The sequence below is a fragment of the Staphylococcus sp. 231237_7MaSpsaltlick genome, assembly GCF_043107035.1.
Map to the genome: position 1 here is coordinate 429,218 of NZ_JBICNX010000004.1, position 23,311 is coordinate 452,528.

Genomic DNA, 23,311 nt, shown 5'->3' on the forward strand with positions numbered 1-23,311 from the left:
TAACCAGCATAAAGCCCCTCAAAGATCAAAAATCTTTGAGGGGCTTGTTAATTTATATCAATACTTCGTATTATTATTGCTTGCTCGTCTAGGAGGTTGGGTCGAGTCTCATGTCGACACTCATTGTGACACGCATCATACTCCCTCAGAGGTATCGTAAACAATAATTAGTGCTTTTTATTACAATAAAAAATATAATATATCTTGATTAACTCTAACGGTGGAAACGAAAATGTTTATCTCTGAGAATGTTAACTTTAAATAGCTAATTTCGACAACGCATACTTTGTTCAAATTAAATGTTGAAAAATTCTGAATTTATATCTACTATGAAATAAATAGACAAAAAGGGTGATTATATGGAGTATCAGCTAGCGATAAATGTTACACCTCAAATTAAACTTGTACAGCCAGAATTATATATGGCAGAAGCGTTGTACAATACAATAAAATCAAACTATCAACATTTAGTAACCTTTCTAGATTTTATTCAAGAGGATATGACGCTTGAAGATGAGCAACAATATTTAACAATGATGCTAAATCATCAAGCACAAAATAAAGGTCGCTTGTATCTTATCTATTTTGAAGATGAATTGATTGGTACAATTGATTTGCATAATATTCAAATGCAACATAAAAAGGCGGAAATTGGTTATTGGATTGCGGAAAATTACGCAGGTCGTCAAATAACGACGCAATGTGTTCAACATTTGTGCTATCTTGCCTTTGAAGTATTTGGCTTGAATAAATTAACTATCAAGGCAGATGTACGCAATATTGCTAGTAATAAAGTCGCAGAAAAGGTTGGTTTCTCTTATGTTGGAACAGACTTAGAAGATATGTTTGATGGTGAGGCATACAGAGATATGAATCGTTATTCACTATTAAAGCGCGATTATAACAAGCAATGATCATTGCTCATACAGAATTATTTTATATGTTACGTGTTCTGAAATTTTAACGCGTTGTAGTAATGATTTAATAGAACAAAGATAATCGAAGGGGGAATGACCAATGTTACAAAGAAAGTTAAATATAGCGAATTTAAATACACCTATTCAAAAATTAGATCAATTAAGTAGCACATTAGGAAAGCAAATTTATGTGAAGCGCGATGACTATACTGGGGCAGAAATATCTGGAAATAAAGTGAGAAAGTTAGAATACACGATTCAATATGTGTTTGATAATGGCTATGACACAGTTATTACAACGGGAGCTATTACTTCAAATCATGCTCGCGCAACAGCAGCATTATGTGCTAAATACAATATTGAGTGTCATTTGGTGTTACGAGGAGATGCAGCTATTTTCGAAGGGAATTTATTTTTAGGTACGATGCTCGGTGCAAAAATTCATCAAATCAGTGCTAACACTTCGAGAGAAGATACAATGGATGAACTGTATCATCAATTAAAGTCTGAGGGTAAACATCCGTTGATTATACCCGTAGGTGCCTCGGATTGGATTGGGACACATGGATATATTAATGCATATGAGGAAATACTTAAACAACAACAAACGATGAATATTCGTTTTGATTCTATCAATGTAGCAGTAGGTTCAGGTGGCACATATGCAGGCTTGTGGTATGGGAACAACGTACATAATGAGCAGACAAAGGTGATTGGTTATGCAGTCGATCAAAGTGCGCCTGCCTTTACCGATAAAGTGAAAGAAATCATACATGATATAGATAAATCAGTCACATCATTCGATTCAATAAATATAAATGATCATTATATTGGTTTAGGATATGGTCAGGCTACGGATGAAGAATTAGTATTCTATGTTGAAATTGCGCAACAAGAGGGGATTATTTTTGATCCTACTTATACTGGTAAAGCCTTTCGTGGTTTAATATCTGAGATAAAGGAAGGAAACTATAAGGATCAAGAACACATATTATTTATTCACACTGGTGGTCTACAGGGCTATACAGAAGAGACAAGACAACGTATTCAACACATGATTAGTAACCAAGATTAAGTTGACCAATGTAAAATATATTTGAATTTTAGATAGAATATAAAGCTAAATTGAAAATACTATAAAAAGCAAATCGATTGCTATTTTGTAGGACAATGTTTCATAATGAGATACACTTTATGTGGTAAGGAAGGTGGTCATAAGTGGAGCAATTATTGTCAACAATTGCAGCATATCAAGATTTTGTTCATATGCATAAACTAGCTGTCATACATGTTATGAGAGATAATTGTAGTGTGTGTCATGCTGTATTACCACAGATCAGAGGTTTAGTCGAAGAGTATCCAGGTGTAGTTCTAGGCGTAATTAATCAGAGTGAATTAGAAGCCATTGCAGGTGAATTAAATATCTTCACTGTACCTGTTGATTTAATATATTTAGAAGGCAAAGAAATGCATAGACAGGGAAGATTTATTGATATGCAATTATTTGAAAAGCAATTAAACTTAATGTATCAAAGTATAGCGTGAAAAATGAATATAGAAGGAAGTATGGATGCTTCTTTGACGAACAATCACTCAGTTGGCATGGTTCGTTGGAGAAGCTTTCTTTATGTAAAATGCTAGATATAAATATTGTGTAAAATAAAAGATGGTTTCATTAAATAAGTTGTATCTTTATTAAATGAAATATTGTATTATAGTGATAATCAATAGGGGGAGGTTAATTGTATGAGAATTGAGCGCATATGTCCCGACGAAGCTGAAGCGCTATATCGTTGTATGAAACAAATTGATAAAGAGTCACAATTTATGCTGTATTTACCTGATGAAAGAGATTTCAATCAAGAAAAGTTAGCAGAAGAGCTTAAATTAAACTTTTTTATCGGAGTGAAAACAGATAACAATGATATTGTAGGATATTTAATGGTTCATATTAGTACAGTTTCTAAAATAAAGCACATTGGTTATATTGTTATTGGAATGATGAATGATTATCGTAAACGTGGATATGCCACACAGATGTTTGAGGAAACATTGAAATGGGCGGAACGTAAAGGTTTGAGAAGGTTAGAGTTAACTGTGATAACGACGAACACCCCCGCAGTGAACTTTTATGAAAAGTTAGGATTTAAGATAGAAGGTATCAAACGTCAATCTATATTTATGGATGAACATTACTTTGATGAATTATATATGGCAAAGTTATTAAATGAAGGTATAGATGGAGATAATGGCATAGTTTGGTAATTTCTACATTGAAGCACTTTGTACGTTTTGCTTAATACATATTTTTATAAATCAAAACCTTTTTCAAATAAATATAAATTCATTATGATTGGAAAAGGAGGCGATAAGATGCTGAAAAAATTAATGCTTGTACCATTGGCAACTATTGGTGCTACCTTTGCTTATGCTAAGGTTAAAGAGAAGAGAAGTTACAAAAGCTTTCTCATTGAACAGGTATTCAAAGTGACAAGAAGTAAATTGACATTTTCGACAGTTGAAGGGGCGCAGCGTGCACAATCTGTTATTCAATATGAAACGAAAGGATTGCATCAGCAACCGAAATATCAATTTGAGAATACAGTTGAAAGATGTGACCAGGATGATACTACAACATACATAATTAATCAGCAACGGGATGATGCACAAGATATTGTATTATATCTTCACGGCGGTGCTTGGTTTAAAGATCCACTGCAAGGCCATTTTGAATTTGTTGATCAATTAGCCAGTGAATTATCAGCTACTATTATAATGCCAATATACCAGAAAGTACCTCATGCGGATTATCGTGCGACATTTAAACTTATCACTGCTATTTATGAGCGTATACTAGACATTTATAAAGAACAAGACAGTTCTCGCATTATTCTAATGGGCGATTCTGCTGGTGGACAAATTGCTTTAGCCTTTGCACAGTTACTGAAGCATAAAGGCATGAGACAACCGGATAATATAGTATTAATATCTCCTGTTCTTGATGCAACATTCAATCATTCAGCAACGATTGAATATGAAACTGTTGATCCGTTATTAGGTATACAAGGGTTAAATTATTTCTTGAAACAATGGGCAGCAACGCTTCCACTAGAACATAGTATATTGTCACCAATAAATGGAGATCTGACTGGATTAGGTCACATTACATTAGTAATTGGTACAAAAGAGTTACTTTATCCAGATGCGTTGAGGCTATCGACAAAGTTGAATCACAATAACATCGAGCATGAATTTATTGTTGGATATAATCAATTTCATATTTATCCTATTTTTAATATACCTGAACGCCGACAAACAATTAATAAATTAAAGCGAATATTGAAGCGGTAATTGAATAAACGATGCAATTCGTACCCAAGGTGACGCTTAGGTATAGGTTATTAAAGATATTGAGTAGTAAACATAATTAACAAAGCGTGCGCTTGAACCTCTAAGTTCTTGCGACACGCTTCTTTTATAATATCAAGTTTACTGTATATTGATTGTTTAATCATTCAGTATCGCTAGGTTGTTTCTTTAACGATAATGTTAAAATTAAAATAATAATTAATAGAATGCCTAGAATTTGTAATGGTAAAAATTGAACATGTAGCCAAAGTGCACTAGAAACAATGGCCATTACTGGTTCTATTGTCCCAAATAATGTAGTTTCCTTGGCACTTAGATAATTTAAGCTTTGGATAAAAAATAAAAATGCTACTGCTGTACCAAATATGATCCCGAAAGCAAGGTACATACCGGTTGAGTATGTGATATGACTGACATCAATGTCCCAAATGGGTGCTTTGAAATTGAGTAAAATACCTGAAATGAACATTGCCCAACCAACGACTAAAATAGAAGGATAACGTAACAATAACCTCGTAGCATATAATGTATAAAAGGTGAGCGACAATCCTGAAATAATCCCCCAGTAAACACTAGGCATTGGCACAGTTAAATTGCTTATGGAACCATTCGTTAGTAATAAAAATGTACCTGACAATGTCAGTAAAATAGCTATACAGTCAAACATTTTAAATCGTTCTTGTCCTCGTAGTACATACCATATAATAATATATAATGGTGCGATATATTGTAATAATGTAGCCACTGCTGCATTACCGTAGTTAATAGATGCCATATATGAATATTGCACTAATAACATACCGAATATAGAAAAAATAATCAGTTGAATAAAACTACGTTTTGATGTAAATATGATGAAAATGGATTTACGAGGATAAAGTAGCTTATATATAATCAGCAGTAAGATGCCACTAATTAATAACCGTGCTGTAACGTACCAGTTTATTTCAATGTTGCGATGTTGAAATAAAAAATCTGATACAGTTCCCCCTAATCCCCAAAAGGAAGCGCCAGCAATAGCTAGGAAAATACCTAAAATTCTCTTTTCTGTGTTGTGTTGCATAATATCACCTATAAAATATAATTATATTTAAACTATAAGCTAAAATTCAGTGATATAATACGTAAATATCATTAAAAAATAACAATATATAGAGGTGGTGGCATATTGTATAGTGAAATTATTGTTACAGATACAAGTGAAGAATTGGTTCAATATCCGAATCAGCAATGGAAACATGTCGTATTGTATACTGTGTTAAACCAAACACGTTTTGGATATATACCATTACATTGGCATAAGGCATTACAATTCATTTATGTAATTGAAGGTGCGTTAGACGTTGCAATGTCAGAACTTAATGTTCCACTTAAGCAAGGAGAAGGGCTCTTTATCAATTCTAATACGGTACATGAAATTACAGAACAGGATCATGATACTAAATTTTATTGTTGGAATATAGAACTGACCGATCCATCTAACTACATTGAATATAGTTACGTGAGTCAAATCGTTACCAACGCGACGAAATTACCATATTTAAAGTTAACGTCAGATGTAGCTATTCACAATCAACTATTAAAATTAATTGTCGAAGCCGCTAATCTATATCTAAGTAAAGCAACAGATTATATGTTAGATGTAACTATTAATTACTTTCAAACATTAAAACTTATTAATAGAATAATGGATAACCAAGTGACAGCTAACGCATATCATTTTGATTCGCGTGTTAAACAACTGATTGAATATATTCAAAATCATGCTTCTACAAAGCTAACACTTGCAGAGCTAAGTCAAGTCATCCACATGAGTGAATCTGAAACGATTAAACTATTTAAACAATATATGCAACAAACACCTTTTCAATATTTACTCAATTTTCGATTGGAACAAAGTATAGACATGCTCTGTAGTAGCAGTGAACATACTATTACTGAAATAGCATTAGGATGTGGTTTCTCTACAACAAGTTATTACATCAAATTATTTAAAGTAAAATACGGAGAAACACCGAAACAATATCAAAGACGCATGCGTCAGTTAAATATATAATTGCAAATACCATAACACCCACTACCTATAAATTAATGAATATTGTTCGTATTGTGTGAACAATATTAACCTGAAGTAGTGGGTGTTTGATTTATTTTAAATTTTGTAAATATGTGGGGAACATTTCGCTAAATAATTTAACAAATGATAAATATATGGCTTTGTCTACATGTTCGTCAACTTGATGTGCTTGGCTAACATTGCCGGGACCAAACATTATAAATGGGAATTGTTCATCCTTATCGACTAATAAATCAGCAGCATCTGTTACGCCTGGAGAAGCTTGTGCTTCTAGCTTTGTATTTAAGTATTTCATGGCGAAAGTTTGTGCAATCTGTACCAGTGAATTGTCACCGGTTGTAAAGACTGGTGGTCTTGACATATAAGTATCCATGACGAGCTGTGACTCTGTTGATTCAACTTGTTGAAGGATGCGTTTGAAATAAGAAATGAATTGATTATTATCATGCTCAGGAATTGTACGAATATTAAATTCTGTTTCGGCATGTTCAGGTAATGAATTGACCTGATTTCCACCTTTGAAGATTGTCGCATTAAGTATTGGTGGACCTAGTAAACTGTTCGTTTGAGTGAAGTCCTTAAAGCCTTCGTCTACAGTATAGACAAATTTTATTAAAGGCTTAATTGCATTAAAGCCTAAATGTGGCATAGAACTGTGTGCGGCTTTACCTTTAGAGGTTACACGTATATCCATCGAGCCTTTATGTGCGTAAATAATTCTGTCTTCTGAAGGTTCGGCAATGATTAAGGCACTAACATCGTCCATATAACCTTGTTGATGAAAAGCCTTTGCACCTTCACCAACGATTTCTTCTCCTGCTGTAGCAAGTAGACGGATTTTACCATAGTTTAAAGTGCCAGCAGCTTGAATTTGAATCATACTAATAACAAGAGCGGCTAATCCTGATTTCATATCAGCCGTCCCACGACCATATAACTTGCCATCGACTTCTGTCATAACAAAAGGATCATAATGCCACTTTGAAATATCTCCTTCGGACACGACATCCATATGTCCAGATATAGCTAATACTGGACCATGCTCTCCAATTTCTGCAACTAGATTCGCACGCGTTTCAGATAATTTAATAATTTGAGCAGGAATGTTATGTGTCGATAATAAATCTTGCAGATAATGACATACTTCAATTTCATTGTCGTTTACAGATTTAATACGAACTAAATCACTTAATATGTTTACAATTTCTGTATCAGTTAATTTACCCATAAATAAAACCTCACTTTAAACACAGAATAATAATTCAACTCAATTATAACTTAGTTGATATTAGGATTTGGAAAATTCAGCTATGTGTAAAGTGTAGACTCAAGTTTAAGGTTAATAATTAAATAAAAAAGCGTGATTTATTCATAAAAATAACTCATACATGACTGGTAGATTTAGTGCTATCTACTGACCATGTATGAGTTAATTTTTCATATTGAATGGCATTATTTTGTGTATTGAATGATTGAGTATCTTTTGGAATACGGGATGTTTCAGAAGTTGTTGCTTCCTTTGAACTATTTGAATTATTATTTTTATTTATATTTTCGACATTTTTATTATTATCAGCATCTAAGACAGCGCCGCGCATATCATTTCCTTGAAAAGTACCAATTAAAATCATGATTAAATAACTACAACATAATACTGCTACGACTGTAAGATAAATTGAAACTGCAAACTTAACAGATCTACTCAATGAACTGCCTCCTAAATATAGTTATTAACTACTTCACATATAATGTAACACTTAATCTTTAATATCATGTAAAGATGCAGTAAAGTTTATATTTTTTACAAAAGCTAATTACTGTAAGAATAAAAATTTATTAAAATTTCTTTGTGCTTTTTATAAAATTATATTTTGTTTATAAAATGTTGTCATAACAGTATTTCAAACGGCACAACAGTGTAATATTACTTACATTGTAAAGGGTGATTTACATTTAATTAACGCGTCCTTTAAACAGTTAAAACTAAATCAATAACGCCGTGATAGCATATCTGTATTGAATGATAGGGAGTAGCTAACCTCGTATTAGTTAACTCTTTTTAATAACCATAATTCATGTCTCCTGAGATTCTTAAAGGAATAATTAAGTATTCAAATAAAAATTAAATGTGCTGACGAAAAGAGGGACCCAAGTTGCTACTAATCATAATTTGTGTAGGCTTAATTCTATGGTTGGGTATAGTCGAAAAGAAACGACACTCACGCCGATTAGAAAGAATACCTATACGTATAAATATTAATGGTATAAGAGGTAAATCAACCATTACAAGATTGATATACAGCACACTGCGTGAGGACAATTACAGAGTAATTGGTAAAACAACTGGCACTGACGCACGTATGTTGTATTGGTTTACACCAAGAGAATATCCAGTCTATAGAAAGCCACAAGGTGCAAACATTGGTGAACAAAGGGATATCATTCGTAAAGTGGTCAAACACAAAGCGAATGCTCTAGTTAATGAATGTATGGCAGTCAATCCTGATTATCAAATCACTTTCCAAAAGGAATTGGTCAAGGCCAATATTGGTGTGATTGTTAATGTTATGGAGGATCACATGGATGTACTTGGCCCAACATTGAAAGAAGTAGCAGAAGCGTTTACCGCAACAATTCCATATAAAGGTCATCTTATAGTAATGAAAGATGATTATACTGAGTTCTTTGCAAAGGTGGCAAAACGACGTAAGACCAAACTTATTGTTGTTGATAAAGATGAGGTTCCAGAATCTTATTTAAGACAATTTGGATACATAGTCTTTCCAGATAACGTTGCGATAGCAATGGGCGTAGCAGAAGCCTTAGGTATAGATAGAGAAACGGCATTGAGAGGTATGTTGAATGCGCCTCCTGATGTTGGCGCTGTAGAAGTAAAATACTTTAATGCAAACAATTCGACAAACGTCTATGTCAATGCATTCGCTGCAAATGAACCAAAATCTACGATAGCAATATTAAACAAAGTCGAAGATTACAATTATCCGTATTCCAGAATTGTTATCGTATTGAATTGTCGTGCAGATAGGGTGGATAGAACAAGACAATTTGTTGAAGACTTTATACCTCATGTTGAGTTCGATACGTTAATTTGTACTGGGAAAAGTACACAAATGGTCACTGAAGCAATGAAGAATCAACCAGATAAGAAATACTTGAACTTTGAAGGCAAAAGTATAAAGGCAGTTGAAGAAGCATTATATGCTGAATCGACAAACGCCTTAATCTTCTGTGTTGGTAATATTCATGGACCAGGTAAACAAATAGCGCAATATATAGAAGGGATCAAATAATATGATAGGTTCAGAGTTATATTTTTCATTATTTGTGGGCATCGTATTGAGTTTAATCTTTGCCGAAAAATTTGGTATTAGTCCAGCGGGTCTTGTTGTCCCAGGATACTTAGCTTTAATATTTGATCAACCGGTTATGTTATTATCCGTACTTATCATCAGTTGCATTACATATTTTATTGTAAATCATGGTGTGAGTCGATTTGTCATATTATATGGACGTAGGAAATTTGCGGCAATGATACTTACTGGTATGGTACTAAAATTTATATTTGATTTAATCTATCCACTGACCCCATTTGAAATGGTGGAAATGTCAGGTATTGGGGTTGTTATACCTGGTATTATTGCAAATACGATTCAAAAACAAGGTGTCATTATTACTTTATCTACATGTATGCTATTAACATGTATTACTTACGTCATCTTATTCTTTTATAGCTTTATTAATTAGTAAGGAGCATGTATATGAAGAATTCAAAACGACTTTCTATAGATGAACGTGTATTGAAGTGGACCAAGCGGCATAAAAAGCGCAACACTATATACACCAGTATTATCTTAATAGCTGCAGTAGCACTGTTAGTATTCACAATGACATCACAAAAAACATATCCAGTTAAGGCGATGACCAAAGCTAAGAATGACATCAGGATGACTTATCTGGGTAATGTTGAATTGAATAAACACATTCGTAAGAACAACATAAATGACGCTTTTAGTGCGGTGAAACCAATCTTGAAAGGGAGTGATTACTCCACAGCAAGCTTGAAATTCTCTAAATTCGCAAATGATAAAAATGGAAATATTAAAGGTAATTTAAATAATGTCATGTTCTTAAAGGGATTAAATATTAAAAGTTTAAATATTATCAATCAGGTGACCGATAATATTACTGCCAGAGATTTTAGTAAAGCAGTTGAAGCTAAAGCAGGTTATAACTATTTAACTGGCAATGGTTCAAATCCTATTAATAGTAAGACTGTTCAACAAACTGTAAAAGGGAAAAAAATTGCAACAGTGTCATTTTCAGATGTTGAATCTGACTATACAGATCCTTTAAAAAATACGACATCCATTAGTTTGGAGCCAAATATCTTTATTCCATTAATTAAAAAACTAAAAGAAAACAATGATTACGTAGTAGTTAATGTGGATTGGGGCATCCCTGATGAAAGGAGTGTCACAACACGTCAAAAACAATATGCACATGCTTTATCTGATGCAGGTGCTGATGTAATCGTTGGTCACAACACAGTTGTTCAAGAAATTGAACAATATAAAAACACAAGTATTTTTTATAGTTTAGGTAATGTTACTTCTGAAGGATTTTTATCTAAAAATAAACAAGGATTAACCGTTCAACAAAACTGGGACGGTAAGAAGTCACAATTTATGGTAACACCGATTAAGTCACAAGGTGGCAAGATTACTGAATCAAGACCAAACAAAATAGAAGAAATAAAACTGTTAAATAATTTGCAAAGTGACAGCGTAAAACTTAAAAAAGAGAATGGAGGTTACGTATATGAACATTAAAGAAAATTGGGTGAGCTTTACAGTGATTGTAGTTGTGTTAATCATTTTCTTATTGATCGTTTTTGCCAGAGCAAATGAAGGTCTTGATCAATATGAATTGAATGAACTTAAATCAACGCATCATCAATATCTGTCTAAAGGAGCCTGAGTATGAGCATTTATAATAAACGTGTGCTCATCGTAATACTTATCCTTACTATCATTATTTCTGTGTTATTTTTCTTAGTTACGAAAAAAGACAACTATGATAAAGACGATTTGTATGAGAATAAAATTGCTGATCATAAACAAGACACATCAGACAAAAATTACGGTGTAGCATCAAATAACCCTATCGCGACACGCGTAGGTGAGAAAATAATTAGAGATGGTGGCAATGCAATCGATGCATCTGTAGGTGTCTCTTATGCCTTAGCTGTTACTGAACCACACTCATCAGGTTTAGGTGGTGGGGGTGCAATGTTAGCTTATGATGGACAAGCAAATGTTGCGCCAAAGCAATGGCAATATAAAGATATCTCATCATTTAATTATAAAAACAAAGACCAAACTGGGACGCCTGGTTTTGTTCGTGGTCTCCATGATGCACATAAAGATGCCGGTAAAATGGACGAAAAGAAAATACTTAACTATGTTATACCACTAGCCGAAGATGGTTTCGAAGTAGACTCAGAATTAGAGCGAAGCTTAAAATTGTATGGGTCTGACGTGGACAGAGATTCTCCTTTCTTTGATGGTAAACAAACGAAACGAGAAGGAGATGTGATCAAGCAACCAGAATTAGCGAAAACACTACGCGGCATTAGAGATAATGGTCCGGATTATTTTTACGATAAAGTCGGTAAAAGTATTTCTAAACAAGTCGATGATAAATTGACTGAAAAGGACTTCAAATCCTATAAAACAACGAAGAAAGAACCTGTAAGTACAGATTATTTAAATACTAAAATTTATTCTGCATCAAATCCACTAGGCGGTACACTCATGCTACAAGGTATGAAGATTGATGAGGCAACCGATAATAAAGGGGCACCAGACAACCGCTTGGATTACATTACAGGTATATTGAAATCAAGAGCATTAATGTACAGAAATAGAGACATAGTTAATGGTCAGGATGAAGATTACGATCAATATTTATCTCAAGATTATCTATTAGGAAAATTAAACGAAGTTAATTTCAATAGTAACTTCAATACGACGAATATGGATAATACGAGTACTACGCACTTTGTCGTTATAGATAAGAAAGGTAAGTTAGTGAGTACAACCAATACATTGTCTAGTTTCTTTGGTACTGGTAAGTATATGAAAGAAGGATTCTATATGAATAACTCACTTTCAAACTTCTCTACGAATCCTGCAAGTCCAAACTATGCAGGTAAACATAAGGAACCAAGATCATTTACCGCACCTAGTATCGTTGTCGGACCAGATTATTACTTAGGCATAGGAACACCTGGAGGTAACAAAATACCGACTACCATTAATGAAGTACTTGTCGATTATTTAAGAGGCAATGGAACATTGCAAGAATCAATTGATAAACCTCGTTTCTATAATGATGGTGGAAAAATTTTCTATGAAAATGCAACCTCTAAACAAGATATAGACATATACAAAAGTTTAGGGTTCCAAATTGAAGAAAAACGCAATGATCCAAACTTTGGTAGTGTACAGGCAGCGCTATTCAATAAAAATGATAAAACTGTCGAAATAGGTCACGATGTAGGTAATAGATAAAATATAATATTAAACGTTTATGTTGATTTATCTATAAATGTTTAAACAATCAAAAAAGAATAGATATCCTTATTGTTAACTACAGGTAAGGGTATCTACTCTTTTTTTTAAACAGTAAAAGCATGTTGAGATATTAGATTAGGATTACCAGCCTTGACCAGCAATATTGTAGTTGTCTAGTTTGCCGGATTGTAAATCTTGGATCGCAGCTTCCAATACATTGAGCGCTTGATCAAGTTGTTCGTAAGTAATAACTAAAGGCGGTTGGAAACGTAAGACATTTCCAGCTACAGCGATAATAACAACACCATGATCGAAACAGCGATTACAAATCTTTAATGCAGCTGTAGCATCTCGAGTCTTATTCAATTTATCGGATACAATATCGATGCCGATTGATAAACCTTTGCCGCGTACATCACCAACAGCAGCATATTGGTTAACCCATTGATCCATACGTTTACGTACGTAGGCGCCTTTATCTTTACTTGCTTGCAGTAAATTTTGGTCCTCAATCATCGACAAAGTAGCTAGCGCAGCTTCACAGCTAACTGGGTTTGCCCCAGTCGTAAATAAGTGAGCTGGTGCATCTAAATAATCCATGATTTCAGCTCGACCAACAATGGCAGACATCGGGAGACCACCGGCAAGTGATTTACCGAAAGTGATAATATCGGGTTCGATATCAAAGTGTGAGACAGAACTCCATTCACCAGTTCGACCAAGACCTTGCTGAATATCATCAACTGCTAATAGAATACCGTGTTCTTTACACAGTGCTTGTAAGGCTTCAAAGTAACCATCAACTGGCTCTAATAGACCGCCATCACCTTGGAATGTTTCAATCATGATGCAAGCAACTTCTTCAGCGGGAACGTACTTTTCAAACATTTCTTTGAGTGGCGCTAAATAAGATTCAACAGAATTAGCTTCTGTATTGCCATACATGCCACGATATTTATCAGGATAAGGGATGTGATAGAAACCAGGTAACATGGGACCATACTTTTTACGCATATTTAAACTAATTGCAGACATGGATAATGAACCATAAGTTGATCCGTGATAGGCATTAACGAAACTTATAACATAAGGTCGTCCGGTGTAAGCCTTTGCTAGTTTGATTACACCATCATTAGCATCGGAGCCAGACAAGCCGAAGAGTACACGTTTGTCATAATCACCAGGTGAAATTGCGCATAACTTTTTGGCTAACTTTACGAGTGGTTCATGGTACATGTAGGCTGGTGTGTAATGTATAAAGCGATCGACCTGTGATTTTATGGCATTCGTTACAGGTTCAGGTGCATGGCCGACATTTTGTGAACTGGCACTGGATAGTAAGTCTATATATTCATTGCCGTCAACATCGACTAAAGTTGCACCATAGCCGTGTGAGATAGCTAGAGGATAATACGGTATTCTACCAGGTTTAGCAAAGTATTGATTATCTTCCATGATGATTTTTTCAGATTTAGACATAATTAATTCGCCTCCCAAGATATGGTGTTTGAGTTTAGCACTATATCATTCGAGGTCCATGTCTTTAAAATACGCATAATACCTCGTTTCATGTTATGCAATAGCGCTTTTGTTAGCTTTAAAATGTAAAACTATAGTTCGTAATCTATACTATATGTAAAAATATACTAATGATTATCTGACTTGTAAATATATTCTGAAAATTTAAAATTGAATAAAACTAAAAATAGAAGTTATTTTCTCAAAAAGGGAAAAATAACATTTATGTATTAAAGTTTTATACAATGACATTCGTAATTATTTTATTTTTTAAAAGTTGTATAAATTATAAAAGTTAGGGTATAAAACTTAAAAGTATTATTCCTGAATTCCTTTAACACGATATATAAAAATAAATAAGGCATCTTTAATTTCTAATAACGCAACATGCATAAATAAAATTCAAGTAACTAAGCACACGGTAGACAGAGAGAATGTAATTCTTAGGGAGGAATTTATATGATTTATGCTGGTATCTTAGCAGGAGGCATTGGTTCTAGGATGGGGAATGTACCATTGCCAAAGCAATTCTTAGATTTAGATGGTAAACCAATATTGGTGCATACAGTAGAGAAATTTCTGTTAACTAATGAATTTGACAAGATATACATTGCAACACCACAAAAATGGATTTCACATACCAAAGACACTTTGAAAAAACATAAAATCGATGATGACAGAATTACCATTATTCAAGGTGGCGCAGATCGCAATGAAACGATTATGAATATTATTGCAGCGATAGAAGCGGAATCTGGAGTTAATGAAACAGATGTAATTGTTACGCATGATGCTGTAAGACCATTTTTAACAAGAAGAATTATTAAAGAGAATATTGATCAAGTCATACAACATGGTGCAGTCGATACGGTTATTCCGGCAACGGATACCATTATTACTTCAGGCGATGGAGAGTCGATACAATCTATACCCGTAAGAAGTGAAATGTATCAAGGACAAACACCGCAATCGTTTAATATCAATTTATTGCGCTCGAAGTATAACAAATTATCTGCAGAAGATAAACAAGTGTTAACGGATGCTTGTAAAATACTTGTCGTTAGCAATGAACACGTTCAATTAGTGAATGGTGAATTATACAACATTAAAATCACGACACCTTATGATCTCAAAGTAGCTAACTCAATCATAAAGGGTGGGATGTCGAGTGATTAATCAAGTATACCAACTCGTTGCACCAAGGCAAATCGAAGTCACGTACAATAATGAAGATATTAAGAGTGATCAAGTCGTAGTTCGACCGTTATATTTATCCATTTGTGCAGCTGATCAACGCTATTATACCGGAAGTCGTAATCAAAGCGTCTTGCATAAAAAATTACCAATGTCATTAATACATGAAGGTGTTGGAGAAGTTGTTTACGATCAACAAGGTGAATTTGCAGTAGGAACGAAGGTGCTATTGGTTCCGAATACGCCTACTGAAGTAGACGCTACGATTTCAGAGAATTATTTAGCGAGTAGTAAATTTAGGTCGAGTGGTTTTGATGGATTTATGCAGGATTATGTATTTATGGATCATGATCGACTTATAGAATTGGATGATTCGATAAAGGATTTAAGTACAATTGCATATTCAGAGTTAGTAAGCGTGAGTTGGCATGCAATTCAACGATTCAAACAAAAATCTATTTCAAATAGAAAGCGTTTTGGAATATGGGGAGATGGCAATTTAGGATACATTACAGCAATGTTGCTGCATAAACTTTATCCTGATGCTAAAATTTATGCTTTTGGTAAAACAGACTTTAAATTAAGCCATTTTTCTTTCGTAGATGCAGTTTACCATATTCATGATATTCCAGAAGGTGTAACATTTGATCATGCTTTCGAATGTGTAGGTGGTAAAGGAAGCCAAGCTGCAATCAACCAAATGATAGATTTGATTTCACCTGAAGGCAGTATTAGCTTACTAGGTGTTAGTGAATATGGTGTTGAGATTAATACGCGTATGGTATTAGAAAAAGGGCTCACCTTGTTTGGTAGTAGCCGAAGTGGTGCGCAAGATTTTAAGGATGTAGCGCAATTATATAAAGATAATCCAGATATTGTTGAAAAGCTATCTTTATTAAAAGGTGAAGAATATGAAGTTAAAACCATCAACGATGCAATACAAGCATTTGAAGCAGATCTGTCTACATCATGGGGAAAGACAGTGATTAAGTGGACAATGTAGCATACGTAGATAATACACAAATTAGAATTGTACAACGTTAAAGTGAAGCTAGTTGATGAAAATATAAACCAGCGTACTTAGAGAGGATTTGTTAAATTGACTCAATCAAAGTTTATAATCGATCATATATATTGGGAACGAATACAATTATATATTGAAGGTCATGTTGAAGGTATTGCGTTGAAAGATAAAGCTATTTACCTTAGAAATTTGACAGAAACTAAGCAATTGTTAGCGAATCAGGTGACGGTTGAGAGTAATCATTTTACTGCACGATTTAATGTTGCCATTTTAGATGATGGGAATTATTTACCAAGTGGAGAATATCTCGTCGTTTACAAGGGCGATTATGATTATATTGCGCAAGTAAATGATACCTTATTAGACCCTACTAATTATGAGTTGTCAGAAGAAGCGATAGAACAATATGAAACACAAGAAACAATGAATAGTAAACATAACTTTTTACTAGATCATTATAAATGGGTATTTAAAAAAGGCGGGAATTCAAAGCAAACAGAATATAGCGTCAAGCCTATGATATCTAGTGAAGTAAATGAATTTGTCTTAGATATTAACTTTAAAAGTCCAGCACCAAAGGTAAATCCATTAAAAAGAAAAATAGATGAACTAAAGGCAAAATATAATAAATACTCATATAATATAAGGGATTTTACCTTTAAAACAATATTCAATATAACGAAGTTTTTCCATTTGAGAAAAGGCAATACAGTATTGTTTACATCAGACTCTCGGAGTGAAATGTCCGGTAATTTCTTGTATGTATACGAAGAAATGTTACGCCAAAATCTAGATGCTCAATATCAAATACATGCATTATTTAAATCAAATATTTCAGCACGAAGAAATTTTATAGATAAGTTTAGATTTCCTTATTTATTAGGTAAAGCTGATTACATATTTGTAGATGATTTCCATCCATTGTTATACAAGGTTAATTTTAGAAAAAGCCAAGAAATCATACAAGTATGGCATGCAGTGGGTGCATTTAAGACGGTTGGTTATAGTAGAGCAGGTAAAAAGGGCGGTCCTTTCTTTAACTCTGTGAATCACAGAAACTATACCAAGGCATTTGTATCTTCAGAAACGGATATTCCATTTTATGGGGAAGCATTTGGCATAAAGGAACAGAACATTATACCAACAGGTGTACCGCGAACGGATACATTATTTGATGAGCAATATGAGCAACAAATTATTGCTGAAATGGAAGCAGAATTACCGATTATTCAAGGTAAAAAAGTTGTGCTCTTTGCACCAACCTTTAGAGGAAATGGTCATCATACAGCGCATTATCCATTCTTTAAGATCGACTTTGCACGCTTGGCACAATATTGCCAAACAAATCAGGCTGTAATTTTATTTAAAATGCATCCTTTCGTTAAAAATAAACTGGAAATACCTAGGCAATATCAACAATATTTTGTAGATGTTTCAGAATTTAGAGAAGTAAATGACATATTATTTGTCACGGATATCTTAATTAGTGATTATTCATCACTTGTATATGAATTTGCAGTATTTAAACGACCAATGTTGTTTTATGCTTTCGATTTAGAAGATTATATTACGTCGCGAGATTTTTATGAACCTTATGAAACCTTTGTACCAGGAAAGATTGTTGAGACATTTACTGAACTTATGATTGCACTAGAGCATGGCGACTATGAGGCGGAAAAAGTAGAGCCATTCCTTAATAAACACTTTAAATACCAAGATGGACGTTCAAGTGAAAGATTAGTTAGAAATGTGTTTGGTAGTTGATTCATACTCAGTTACATGCATAAAGACGACTTGATAAAGGTGGAATAAATAATGAAATTTTCAGTGATTATACCTAGTTATAATTCAGAAAGGTATATAGCCGAATTACTCGATAGTTTGAAGAACCAAACAATTGATAAACAACAATATGAGGTATTATTAGTCGACGACTGTTCGACGGATAAAACGCTAGAAATTGCTAAAACTTATGAGAATAAGATGAATTTAAATATAAAACGTTTAGAACAGAACTCTGGAGGACCGGGCAAACCAAGAAATACTGCTTTGAAAATAGCACAAGGGGAATTTGTCTTCTTTGTGGATTCTGATGATTATATACACCAAGATACATTAAAAGATGTGCAACAGTTTATTGAACGTAATAATCAGGACGTGGTTTTAGTGAAAATGGAAGGTGTTAATGGTCGCGGAGTTCCAAAATCAATGTTCACTGAAACAAAGGCTGATGTTGCAATTGAAGATTCTAGAATCATTTATACATTAAGTCCAACGAAATTTTACCGCACAGCATTACTCAGAGCGCACGATATTTATTTTCCAGAGCATATTAGAAGTGCTGAAGATCAAATATTTACTATGCAAGCCTATGTGAATGCTCAGAAGATAGGTGTGTTAGCAGATAAATCATATTATTATGCAACGAGACGCGAAGGTGAACATATGAGTGCTGCTTATGTGGAGCCTAAAGACTATTATCAAACGATGAAGGAAATCGTCCGTGCAATTGTGTATAGTAAGACACTAAATAGCACTGATGCCGTATTACGTATATTTATCGAACGACATTTTAGTTTCTCAAGAACGACGCAATTTTCATTGAGAATTGCTGATGATAAGAAAGCTGAATGGATGGACGCAATTGGTGATTTTATTCGTGAAATACCAGAGCGAGTTGATCAAATTGTTAATGATAATTTAAAGCCATTATTATATTATGCGCGAAAAAAGGATCTATATCATTACCAAAAAGTGGAAGAAGGCTATCAAAATGGTGATATCTATGATATTAGTGCACATAAGAATAGTCTAACTTTACAGTTTGGAGAAGGAGAGCCATATTTCCACTTTGAGAATGCAGTCAAACCCGATATCAAGATGACTGACTTTACCTTTGATGAATCAGGAGTTAATTTGGAAATTGAATTTCTGAAAACATTGATTAATCCAAATCAATTAGCATCTAAGATTCAGTTAAAGCTAGTATCTAGAAATAAAAAGGAACTCATCTATATCCCTTTAACAGTAAATGATAAGACGCGCTTTAAATTTAGTATTAAGCATAATGAGTTAGTGCCATTTTTATTGAAAGAACGAATTTGGGATTTATTCTTAGAGATGCGTGTCGATCAAATGATAATAACGAAACGGATTGGAAACAAGCGCGCTAAATATCGTTATGCCAAAGAGACGAGTACAATTGTCAAACATGGTGAACGCTATTTTAGATTTACACCATATTTCACAAAAGACTTTGATAATTTATCGTTCTATATAATTGAAAATGAATTAATACAAATGCTCAAACCGAAATTAGTTGGTAAACATCAAATTCAGTTGGAGTGTCAAGAATTTAATTATATCTTGAATGAAGGTATTGCAACAATTAAGTCAGATGCGACATTTACAATAGGGTATTTATCGGTGAGTAAGACACAGCAACGATATAACTATCAAGTTGAAGTACCAGATAAAATGAAAAATAAAAATTTAAAAGGTCAATTTAATATCGAACTTCTGAATTTAAATTTAGAATTTTAATTTGAAAAATGATGTGTGAATCAATGTTAAATTGGTTCACACATTTTTTAATTACAATGTTATTGATAATGGTTTTCAATTATAGTATGGTTTTAATAATACTATAATTAATTTATAAAAATGTACTTAAATTAATGATTGAAGGGATTTATAAATGGAAAAGTCTAACATCGATGTGAAAGATTTAATAAACATTGGATTATTTACTGCCGTGTATTTTATCTTTATTGCACCGCCAGGTATCTTGGGTATTATTCCGATATTTATGCTATTGTTGCCTGCAATGATAGGTTTGATTGGTGGGATACCTATTTTGTTATTAATCACGAAGACGCAAAAGTTCGGCGCAGTAACAATTTGTGGCAGTATGATTTGTTTGATTCTTGCTGTAATGGGTCATCCTTGGATTGCTTTAGTGCTCAGCATTCCAGTAATTGTAATTGCCGACTGTATTTTAGCATGGGGCAAATATAAAAATTTAAAGCTAAATTATCTTGGTTATATGGTATTTTCATTATGGCCTATTGGGAATTTGTTGCCGTTTTACTTTATGAGAAATGATTATTTGCAATTTATACAGCAAAAATATGGTATTGCCTATGAAAGCACTGTTGCAAGCATATTCTCAATACAGATGATTCCTATCATTGTCATAGCAACATTGATTGGTTCATGGGTAGGCTTCTGGATAGCAACACAAATATTGAAGAAGCATATGAAACGCGCAGGTATTATTTAATATGAATAAAACTATGGATATAAACAAGGGAAGCTTATTATTAGATCCAAGAACTAAAATGTGTCTTATGTTCATTGTTTCAATTATAAGTTTAACAGGAAGTGAAGCTGTTCCTGCAATTTATATACGACTTTTGGTGATGCTATTACCGATAGTATTATTGTTAACAATTAAAAAATTTATACAAAATATATTGTGCGTAAGTGTTATCATAGTTGCATGGATGGTAGAATCGGTGATTTATATTAATTACGCTCCTATATATACCCTTATATTATTTATAATTGCTGGTATCGTTACAAGATTTTTACCAGCACTACTAATGGGTTATTATATTTTGAAGACGACAGAAGTCGCAACATTTATCACTAGTTTAGAACAAATGCATTGCCCACGAAAATTGACGATACCTTTATCTGTTATGTTTAGATTTATACCGACGATTAAAGAGGAAGGACAAGCGATAAAGCGTGCAATGAAAATGCGTGGTATAGATTATAAGTACGCACTGCTACATCCGTTAAAGTATCTAGAATTCAGACTAGTACCCTTATTAAACAGTGTGATAAAAATTGGTAACGAGTTATCGATGGCTTCAATTACTAGAGGTTTAACATTACAACACGCTAGAACAAACATGATTACTTTAACCATTAGGGCAATCGATTGGATAGTCATTATTGTAATAATGTTATTAGGTATACTTTATTATGTAATATGAGGGATAAATATGATAGAAATCAATGATGTATCATTCAGCTATAAACAGACGGATGGTATGCAACAATTAAAGGATATAAATTTAAATATTCATAAAGGTGAAGTCATTTGTTTAGCAGGGGCTTCCGGATGTGGAAAATCTACATTAATACGTTTGTTAAATGGCATCATTCCAACCTTTTTTCAAGGTGATATATCTGGTGTGATTAAAGTGGATAATCAATCTCTATTTGATCAATCAATGGATGATATTTCACGTTGGTATGGTACCGTATTTCAAAATCCTAGGACACAGTTTTTTTGTTTAAATACAACACGTGAGCTAGCTTTTGAATCAGAAAATATAGGACTACCAGCAACTCAAATTGTAGAGAGCCTGACACAGAGTGTTGAGAAATTTGAATTAGAACAATTATTGGATCGTTCTATTTTTGAGTTGTCAGGTGGGGAAAAGCAATTGATCGCCTGTGCAAGTGTTTATATCACTGGGCACCAATGTATTATTTTAGATGAGCCATCATCGAATCTGGATATTAAGGCAATAAAGAAATTAAAACGCATGCTAGAGATTTGGAAAGCTGAAGGGAAAACAATCATTATTGCAGAACATCGATTACATTATATGATTGATATTGTCGATACCTTTGTCATTATGGAACAAGGTCGTATAGTAAATGAATTGACCAATCAAGCATTTAAACAACTGACGACAGAAGATTTACAGCAATATGGTTTGCGAAGTACTACGATAGAACAAATACAATTTAAATCTGTAAAAAATCAAGGATATCGCACACTTAATATTGAGCGATTGCAATTTAAATACCAAGGACAACAAAGTCTAGTGTTAAACATAAGTCCAGTTAAATTAGAGTTTGGAGCAATAACAGCAATCATTGGAGAGAATGGTGCAGGTAAATCAACTTTAGCACGATGTTTAACAGGACTAGAACGTAAAATGAATGCACAAATAACAATAGATGATCAATCACTTAATGCCAAAGACTTGGCAAAAATGGTATTTCAAGTATTCCAAGATGTAAACAATCAATTGTTTACCGAAAGTATTGAAGCGGAACTACGATTAAGTAATGATTCTATAGCTGAAGATCAAATAGTCAAACGTTTGCGCGAACTTGGCATTTCTGAACATATTGAACGACACCCATTATCTCTGTCAGGTGGTGAAATGCAACGCTTAGCGATTGCAAGTGCACTAGAATCTAATAGAAAGATTTTAATTTTTGATGAACCTTCGAGTGGCTTAGATGGCAGAAATATGCGCAAGCTTAGTACATTACTGAATGAATTAGCACGATTTGGACACATGATACTAATTATTACGCATGACTTCGAATTTGTTACGTATTGTGCAGACCACATCGCTACAATGGAAAATGGCCAAATCATAGATTACTGTGACAATAATCCGCTCAATCGTGATCGGTTAGCCCATTATATTGGATTATAAACATGAGTCTATTGTAGTAAAAGTACTAATAGCATGCTTGGTACATGCTGTGTTGCAAAAATAAAAGCAAATATTAAATTTAAAAAGATCAATCAGTTTTTAAACATTTGGCGTAACTTAGTTACATCTATTTGATGTATGGC

22 protein-coding genes are annotated in these 23,311 nt (G+C 33.5%); 18 read left to right on the plus strand and 4 right to left on the minus strand.

The features are described 5' to 3' along the window. Positions 1 to 359: 359 nt before the first annotated feature. From ACF91D_RS10380 to ACF91D_RS10400, 5 genes are all read left to right on the plus strand, one after another. Positions 360 to 914 carry a GNAT family N-acetyltransferase gene (locus ACF91D_RS10380; RefSeq protein WP_107526655.1) on the plus strand — a complete coding sequence of 185 codons (555 nt, stop codon included), beginning with the start codon at positions 360 to 362 and terminating at the stop codon, positions 912 to 914. A 103-nt stretch (positions 915 to 1,017) separates the two neighbouring features. After that, positions 1,018 to 1,992, plus strand: a complete 975-nt coding sequence (locus ACF91D_RS10385) for a D-cysteine desulfhydrase family protein (protein WP_107526656.1) — start codon at positions 1,018 to 1,020, stop codon at positions 1,990 to 1,992. 143 nt (positions 1,993 to 2,135) lie between these two features. Then, on the plus strand, positions 2,136 to 2,462 hold the full coding sequence (locus tag ACF91D_RS10390) for a thioredoxin family protein (protein WP_107526657.1): 327 nt from the start codon (positions 2,136 to 2,138) through the stop codon (positions 2,460 to 2,462). Between the two features lie 201 nt (positions 2,463 to 2,663). Further along, a complete protein-coding gene (locus ACF91D_RS10395) occupies positions 2,664 to 3,182 on the plus strand; it encodes a GNAT family N-acetyltransferase (RefSeq protein WP_107526658.1) in 519 nt (172 codons plus the stop codon). 108 nt (positions 3,183 to 3,290) lie between these two features. Continuing rightward, complete coding sequence (locus tag ACF91D_RS10400) at positions 3,291 to 4,268, plus strand: alpha/beta hydrolase (RefSeq protein ID WP_107526659.1); 978 nt, start codon at positions 3,291 to 3,293, stop codon at positions 4,266 to 4,268. Between the two features lie 160 nt (positions 4,269 to 4,428). Here ACF91D_RS10400 and ACF91D_RS10405 read toward each other — a convergent pair whose 3' ends face one another. Then, the gene (locus ACF91D_RS10405; protein WP_107526660.1) at positions 4,429 to 5,349 is read right to left on the minus strand and encodes a DMT family transporter; all 921 of its coding nucleotides are present in this window, start codon (positions 5,347 to 5,349) and stop codon (positions 4,429 to 4,431) included. 105 nt (positions 5,350 to 5,454) lie between these two features. Between ACF91D_RS10405 and ACF91D_RS10410 the strand changes: the two genes are divergently transcribed. Continuing rightward, on the plus strand, positions 5,455 to 6,342 hold the full coding sequence (locus ACF91D_RS10410; RefSeq protein ID WP_107526661.1) for a helix-turn-helix domain-containing protein: 888 nt from the start codon (positions 5,455 to 5,457) through the stop codon (positions 6,340 to 6,342). 91 nt (positions 6,343 to 6,433) lie between these two features. On the opposite strand, the gene ACF91D_RS10415 is transcribed toward ACF91D_RS10410, so the two are convergent. Together ACF91D_RS10415 and ACF91D_RS10420 are read right to left on the minus strand one after the other, a co-directional pair. After that, entirely contained in the window at positions 6,434 to 7,591 is a 1,158-nt protein-coding gene (locus ACF91D_RS10415) for an ArgE/DapE family deacylase (RefSeq protein WP_119624435.1), read from the minus strand. Positions 7,592 to 7,745: 154 nt separating this feature from the next. Further along, positions 7,746 to 8,069 carry a hypothetical protein gene (locus ACF91D_RS10420; protein WP_107526663.1) on the minus strand — a complete coding sequence of 108 codons (324 nt, stop codon included), beginning with the start codon at positions 8,067 to 8,069 and terminating at the stop codon, positions 7,746 to 7,748. 447 nt (positions 8,070 to 8,516) lie between these two features. Here ACF91D_RS10420 and pgsB point away from each other — a divergent pair, with 447 nt between their 5' ends. From pgsB to ACF91D_RS10445, 5 genes are read left to right on the plus strand one after another with little or no spacing between them, the layout of a single operon-like run. After that, the gene (gene pgsB, locus ACF91D_RS10425; protein ID WP_107526664.1) at positions 8,517 to 9,674 is read left to right on the plus strand and encodes a poly-gamma-glutamate synthase PgsB; all 1,158 of its coding nucleotides are present in this window, start codon (positions 8,517 to 8,519) and stop codon (positions 9,672 to 9,674) included. Position 9,675: 1 nt separating this feature from the next. Continuing rightward, on the plus strand, positions 9,676 to 10,128 hold the full coding sequence (gene pgsC / locus ACF91D_RS10430) for a poly-gamma-glutamate biosynthesis protein PgsC (RefSeq protein ID WP_042740332.1): 453 nt from the start codon (positions 9,676 to 9,678) through the stop codon (positions 10,126 to 10,128). Between the two features lie 14 nt (positions 10,129 to 10,142). After that, on the plus strand, positions 10,143 to 11,213 hold the full coding sequence (locus tag ACF91D_RS10435) for a CapA family protein (protein ID WP_119624436.1): 1,071 nt from the start codon (positions 10,143 to 10,145) through the stop codon (positions 11,211 to 11,213). Beyond that, a complete protein-coding gene (locus ACF91D_RS10440; protein WP_182475609.1) occupies positions 11,203 to 11,361 on the plus strand; it encodes a hypothetical protein in 159 nt (52 codons plus the stop codon). The genes ACF91D_RS10435 and ACF91D_RS10440 overlap by 11 nt, the downstream gene beginning before the upstream one ends. 2 nt (positions 11,362 to 11,363) lie before the next feature. Beyond that, positions 11,364 to 12,956, plus strand: coding sequence for a gamma-glutamyltransferase (locus tag ACF91D_RS10445; protein WP_107527933.1), 1,593 nt, complete (start codon positions 11,364 to 11,366; stop codon positions 12,954 to 12,956). 144 nt (positions 12,957 to 13,100) lie between these two features. Here the strand turns inward: ACF91D_RS10445 and ACF91D_RS10450 are convergent, their stop codons facing one another. Further along, complete coding sequence (locus tag ACF91D_RS10450; RefSeq protein WP_107527934.1) at positions 13,101 to 14,438, minus strand: aspartate aminotransferase family protein; 1,338 nt, start codon at positions 14,436 to 14,438, stop codon at positions 13,101 to 13,103. 498 nt (positions 14,439 to 14,936) lie between these two features. Between ACF91D_RS10450 and ACF91D_RS10455 the strand changes: the two genes are divergently transcribed. The 7 genes from ACF91D_RS10455 (at position 14,937) to ACF91D_RS10485 (ending at position 23,168) form a co-directional block, all read left to right on the plus strand. Then, on the plus strand, positions 14,937 to 15,653 hold the full coding sequence (locus ACF91D_RS10455) for a D-ribitol-5-phosphate cytidylyltransferase (protein ID WP_107527841.1): 717 nt from the start codon (positions 14,937 to 14,939) through the stop codon (positions 15,651 to 15,653). Beyond that, positions 15,646 to 16,674, plus strand: coding sequence for a zinc-binding dehydrogenase (locus ACF91D_RS10460; protein ID WP_107527840.1), 1,029 nt, complete (start codon positions 15,646 to 15,648; stop codon positions 16,672 to 16,674). Before ACF91D_RS10455 ends, ACF91D_RS10460 begins: the two co-directional genes overlap by 8 nt. Before the next feature lie 96 nt (positions 16,675 to 16,770). Then, positions 16,771 to 18,459 (plus strand): teichoic acid ribitol-phosphate polymerase TarL, encoded by a 1,689-nt coding sequence (gene tarL, locus ACF91D_RS10465; RefSeq protein WP_119624437.1) that lies wholly within the window; start codon positions 16,771 to 16,773, stop codon positions 18,457 to 18,459. Between the two features lie 51 nt (positions 18,460 to 18,510). Beyond that, positions 18,511 to 20,238, plus strand: a complete 1,728-nt coding sequence (locus ACF91D_RS10470; RefSeq protein WP_119624438.1) for a glycosyltransferase family 2 protein — start codon at positions 18,511 to 18,513, stop codon at positions 20,236 to 20,238. 154 nt (positions 20,239 to 20,392) lie between these two features. Beyond that, the gene (locus ACF91D_RS10475) at positions 20,393 to 20,977 is read left to right on the plus strand and encodes an MptD family putative ECF transporter S component (protein ID WP_107527970.1); all 585 of its coding nucleotides are present in this window, start codon (positions 20,393 to 20,395) and stop codon (positions 20,975 to 20,977) included. 1 nt (position 20,978) lies between these two features. Continuing rightward, a complete protein-coding gene (locus tag ACF91D_RS10480; RefSeq protein ID WP_107527971.1) occupies positions 20,979 to 21,698 on the plus strand; it encodes an energy-coupling factor transporter transmembrane component T in 720 nt (239 codons plus the stop codon). Positions 21,699 to 21,707: 9 nt separating this feature from the next. Further along, positions 21,708 to 23,168 carry an ABC transporter ATP-binding protein gene (locus ACF91D_RS10485; RefSeq protein ID WP_107527972.1) on the plus strand — a complete coding sequence of 487 codons (1,461 nt, stop codon included), beginning with the start codon at positions 21,708 to 21,710 and terminating at the stop codon, positions 23,166 to 23,168. Positions 23,169 to 23,311 lie beyond the last annotated feature (143 nt).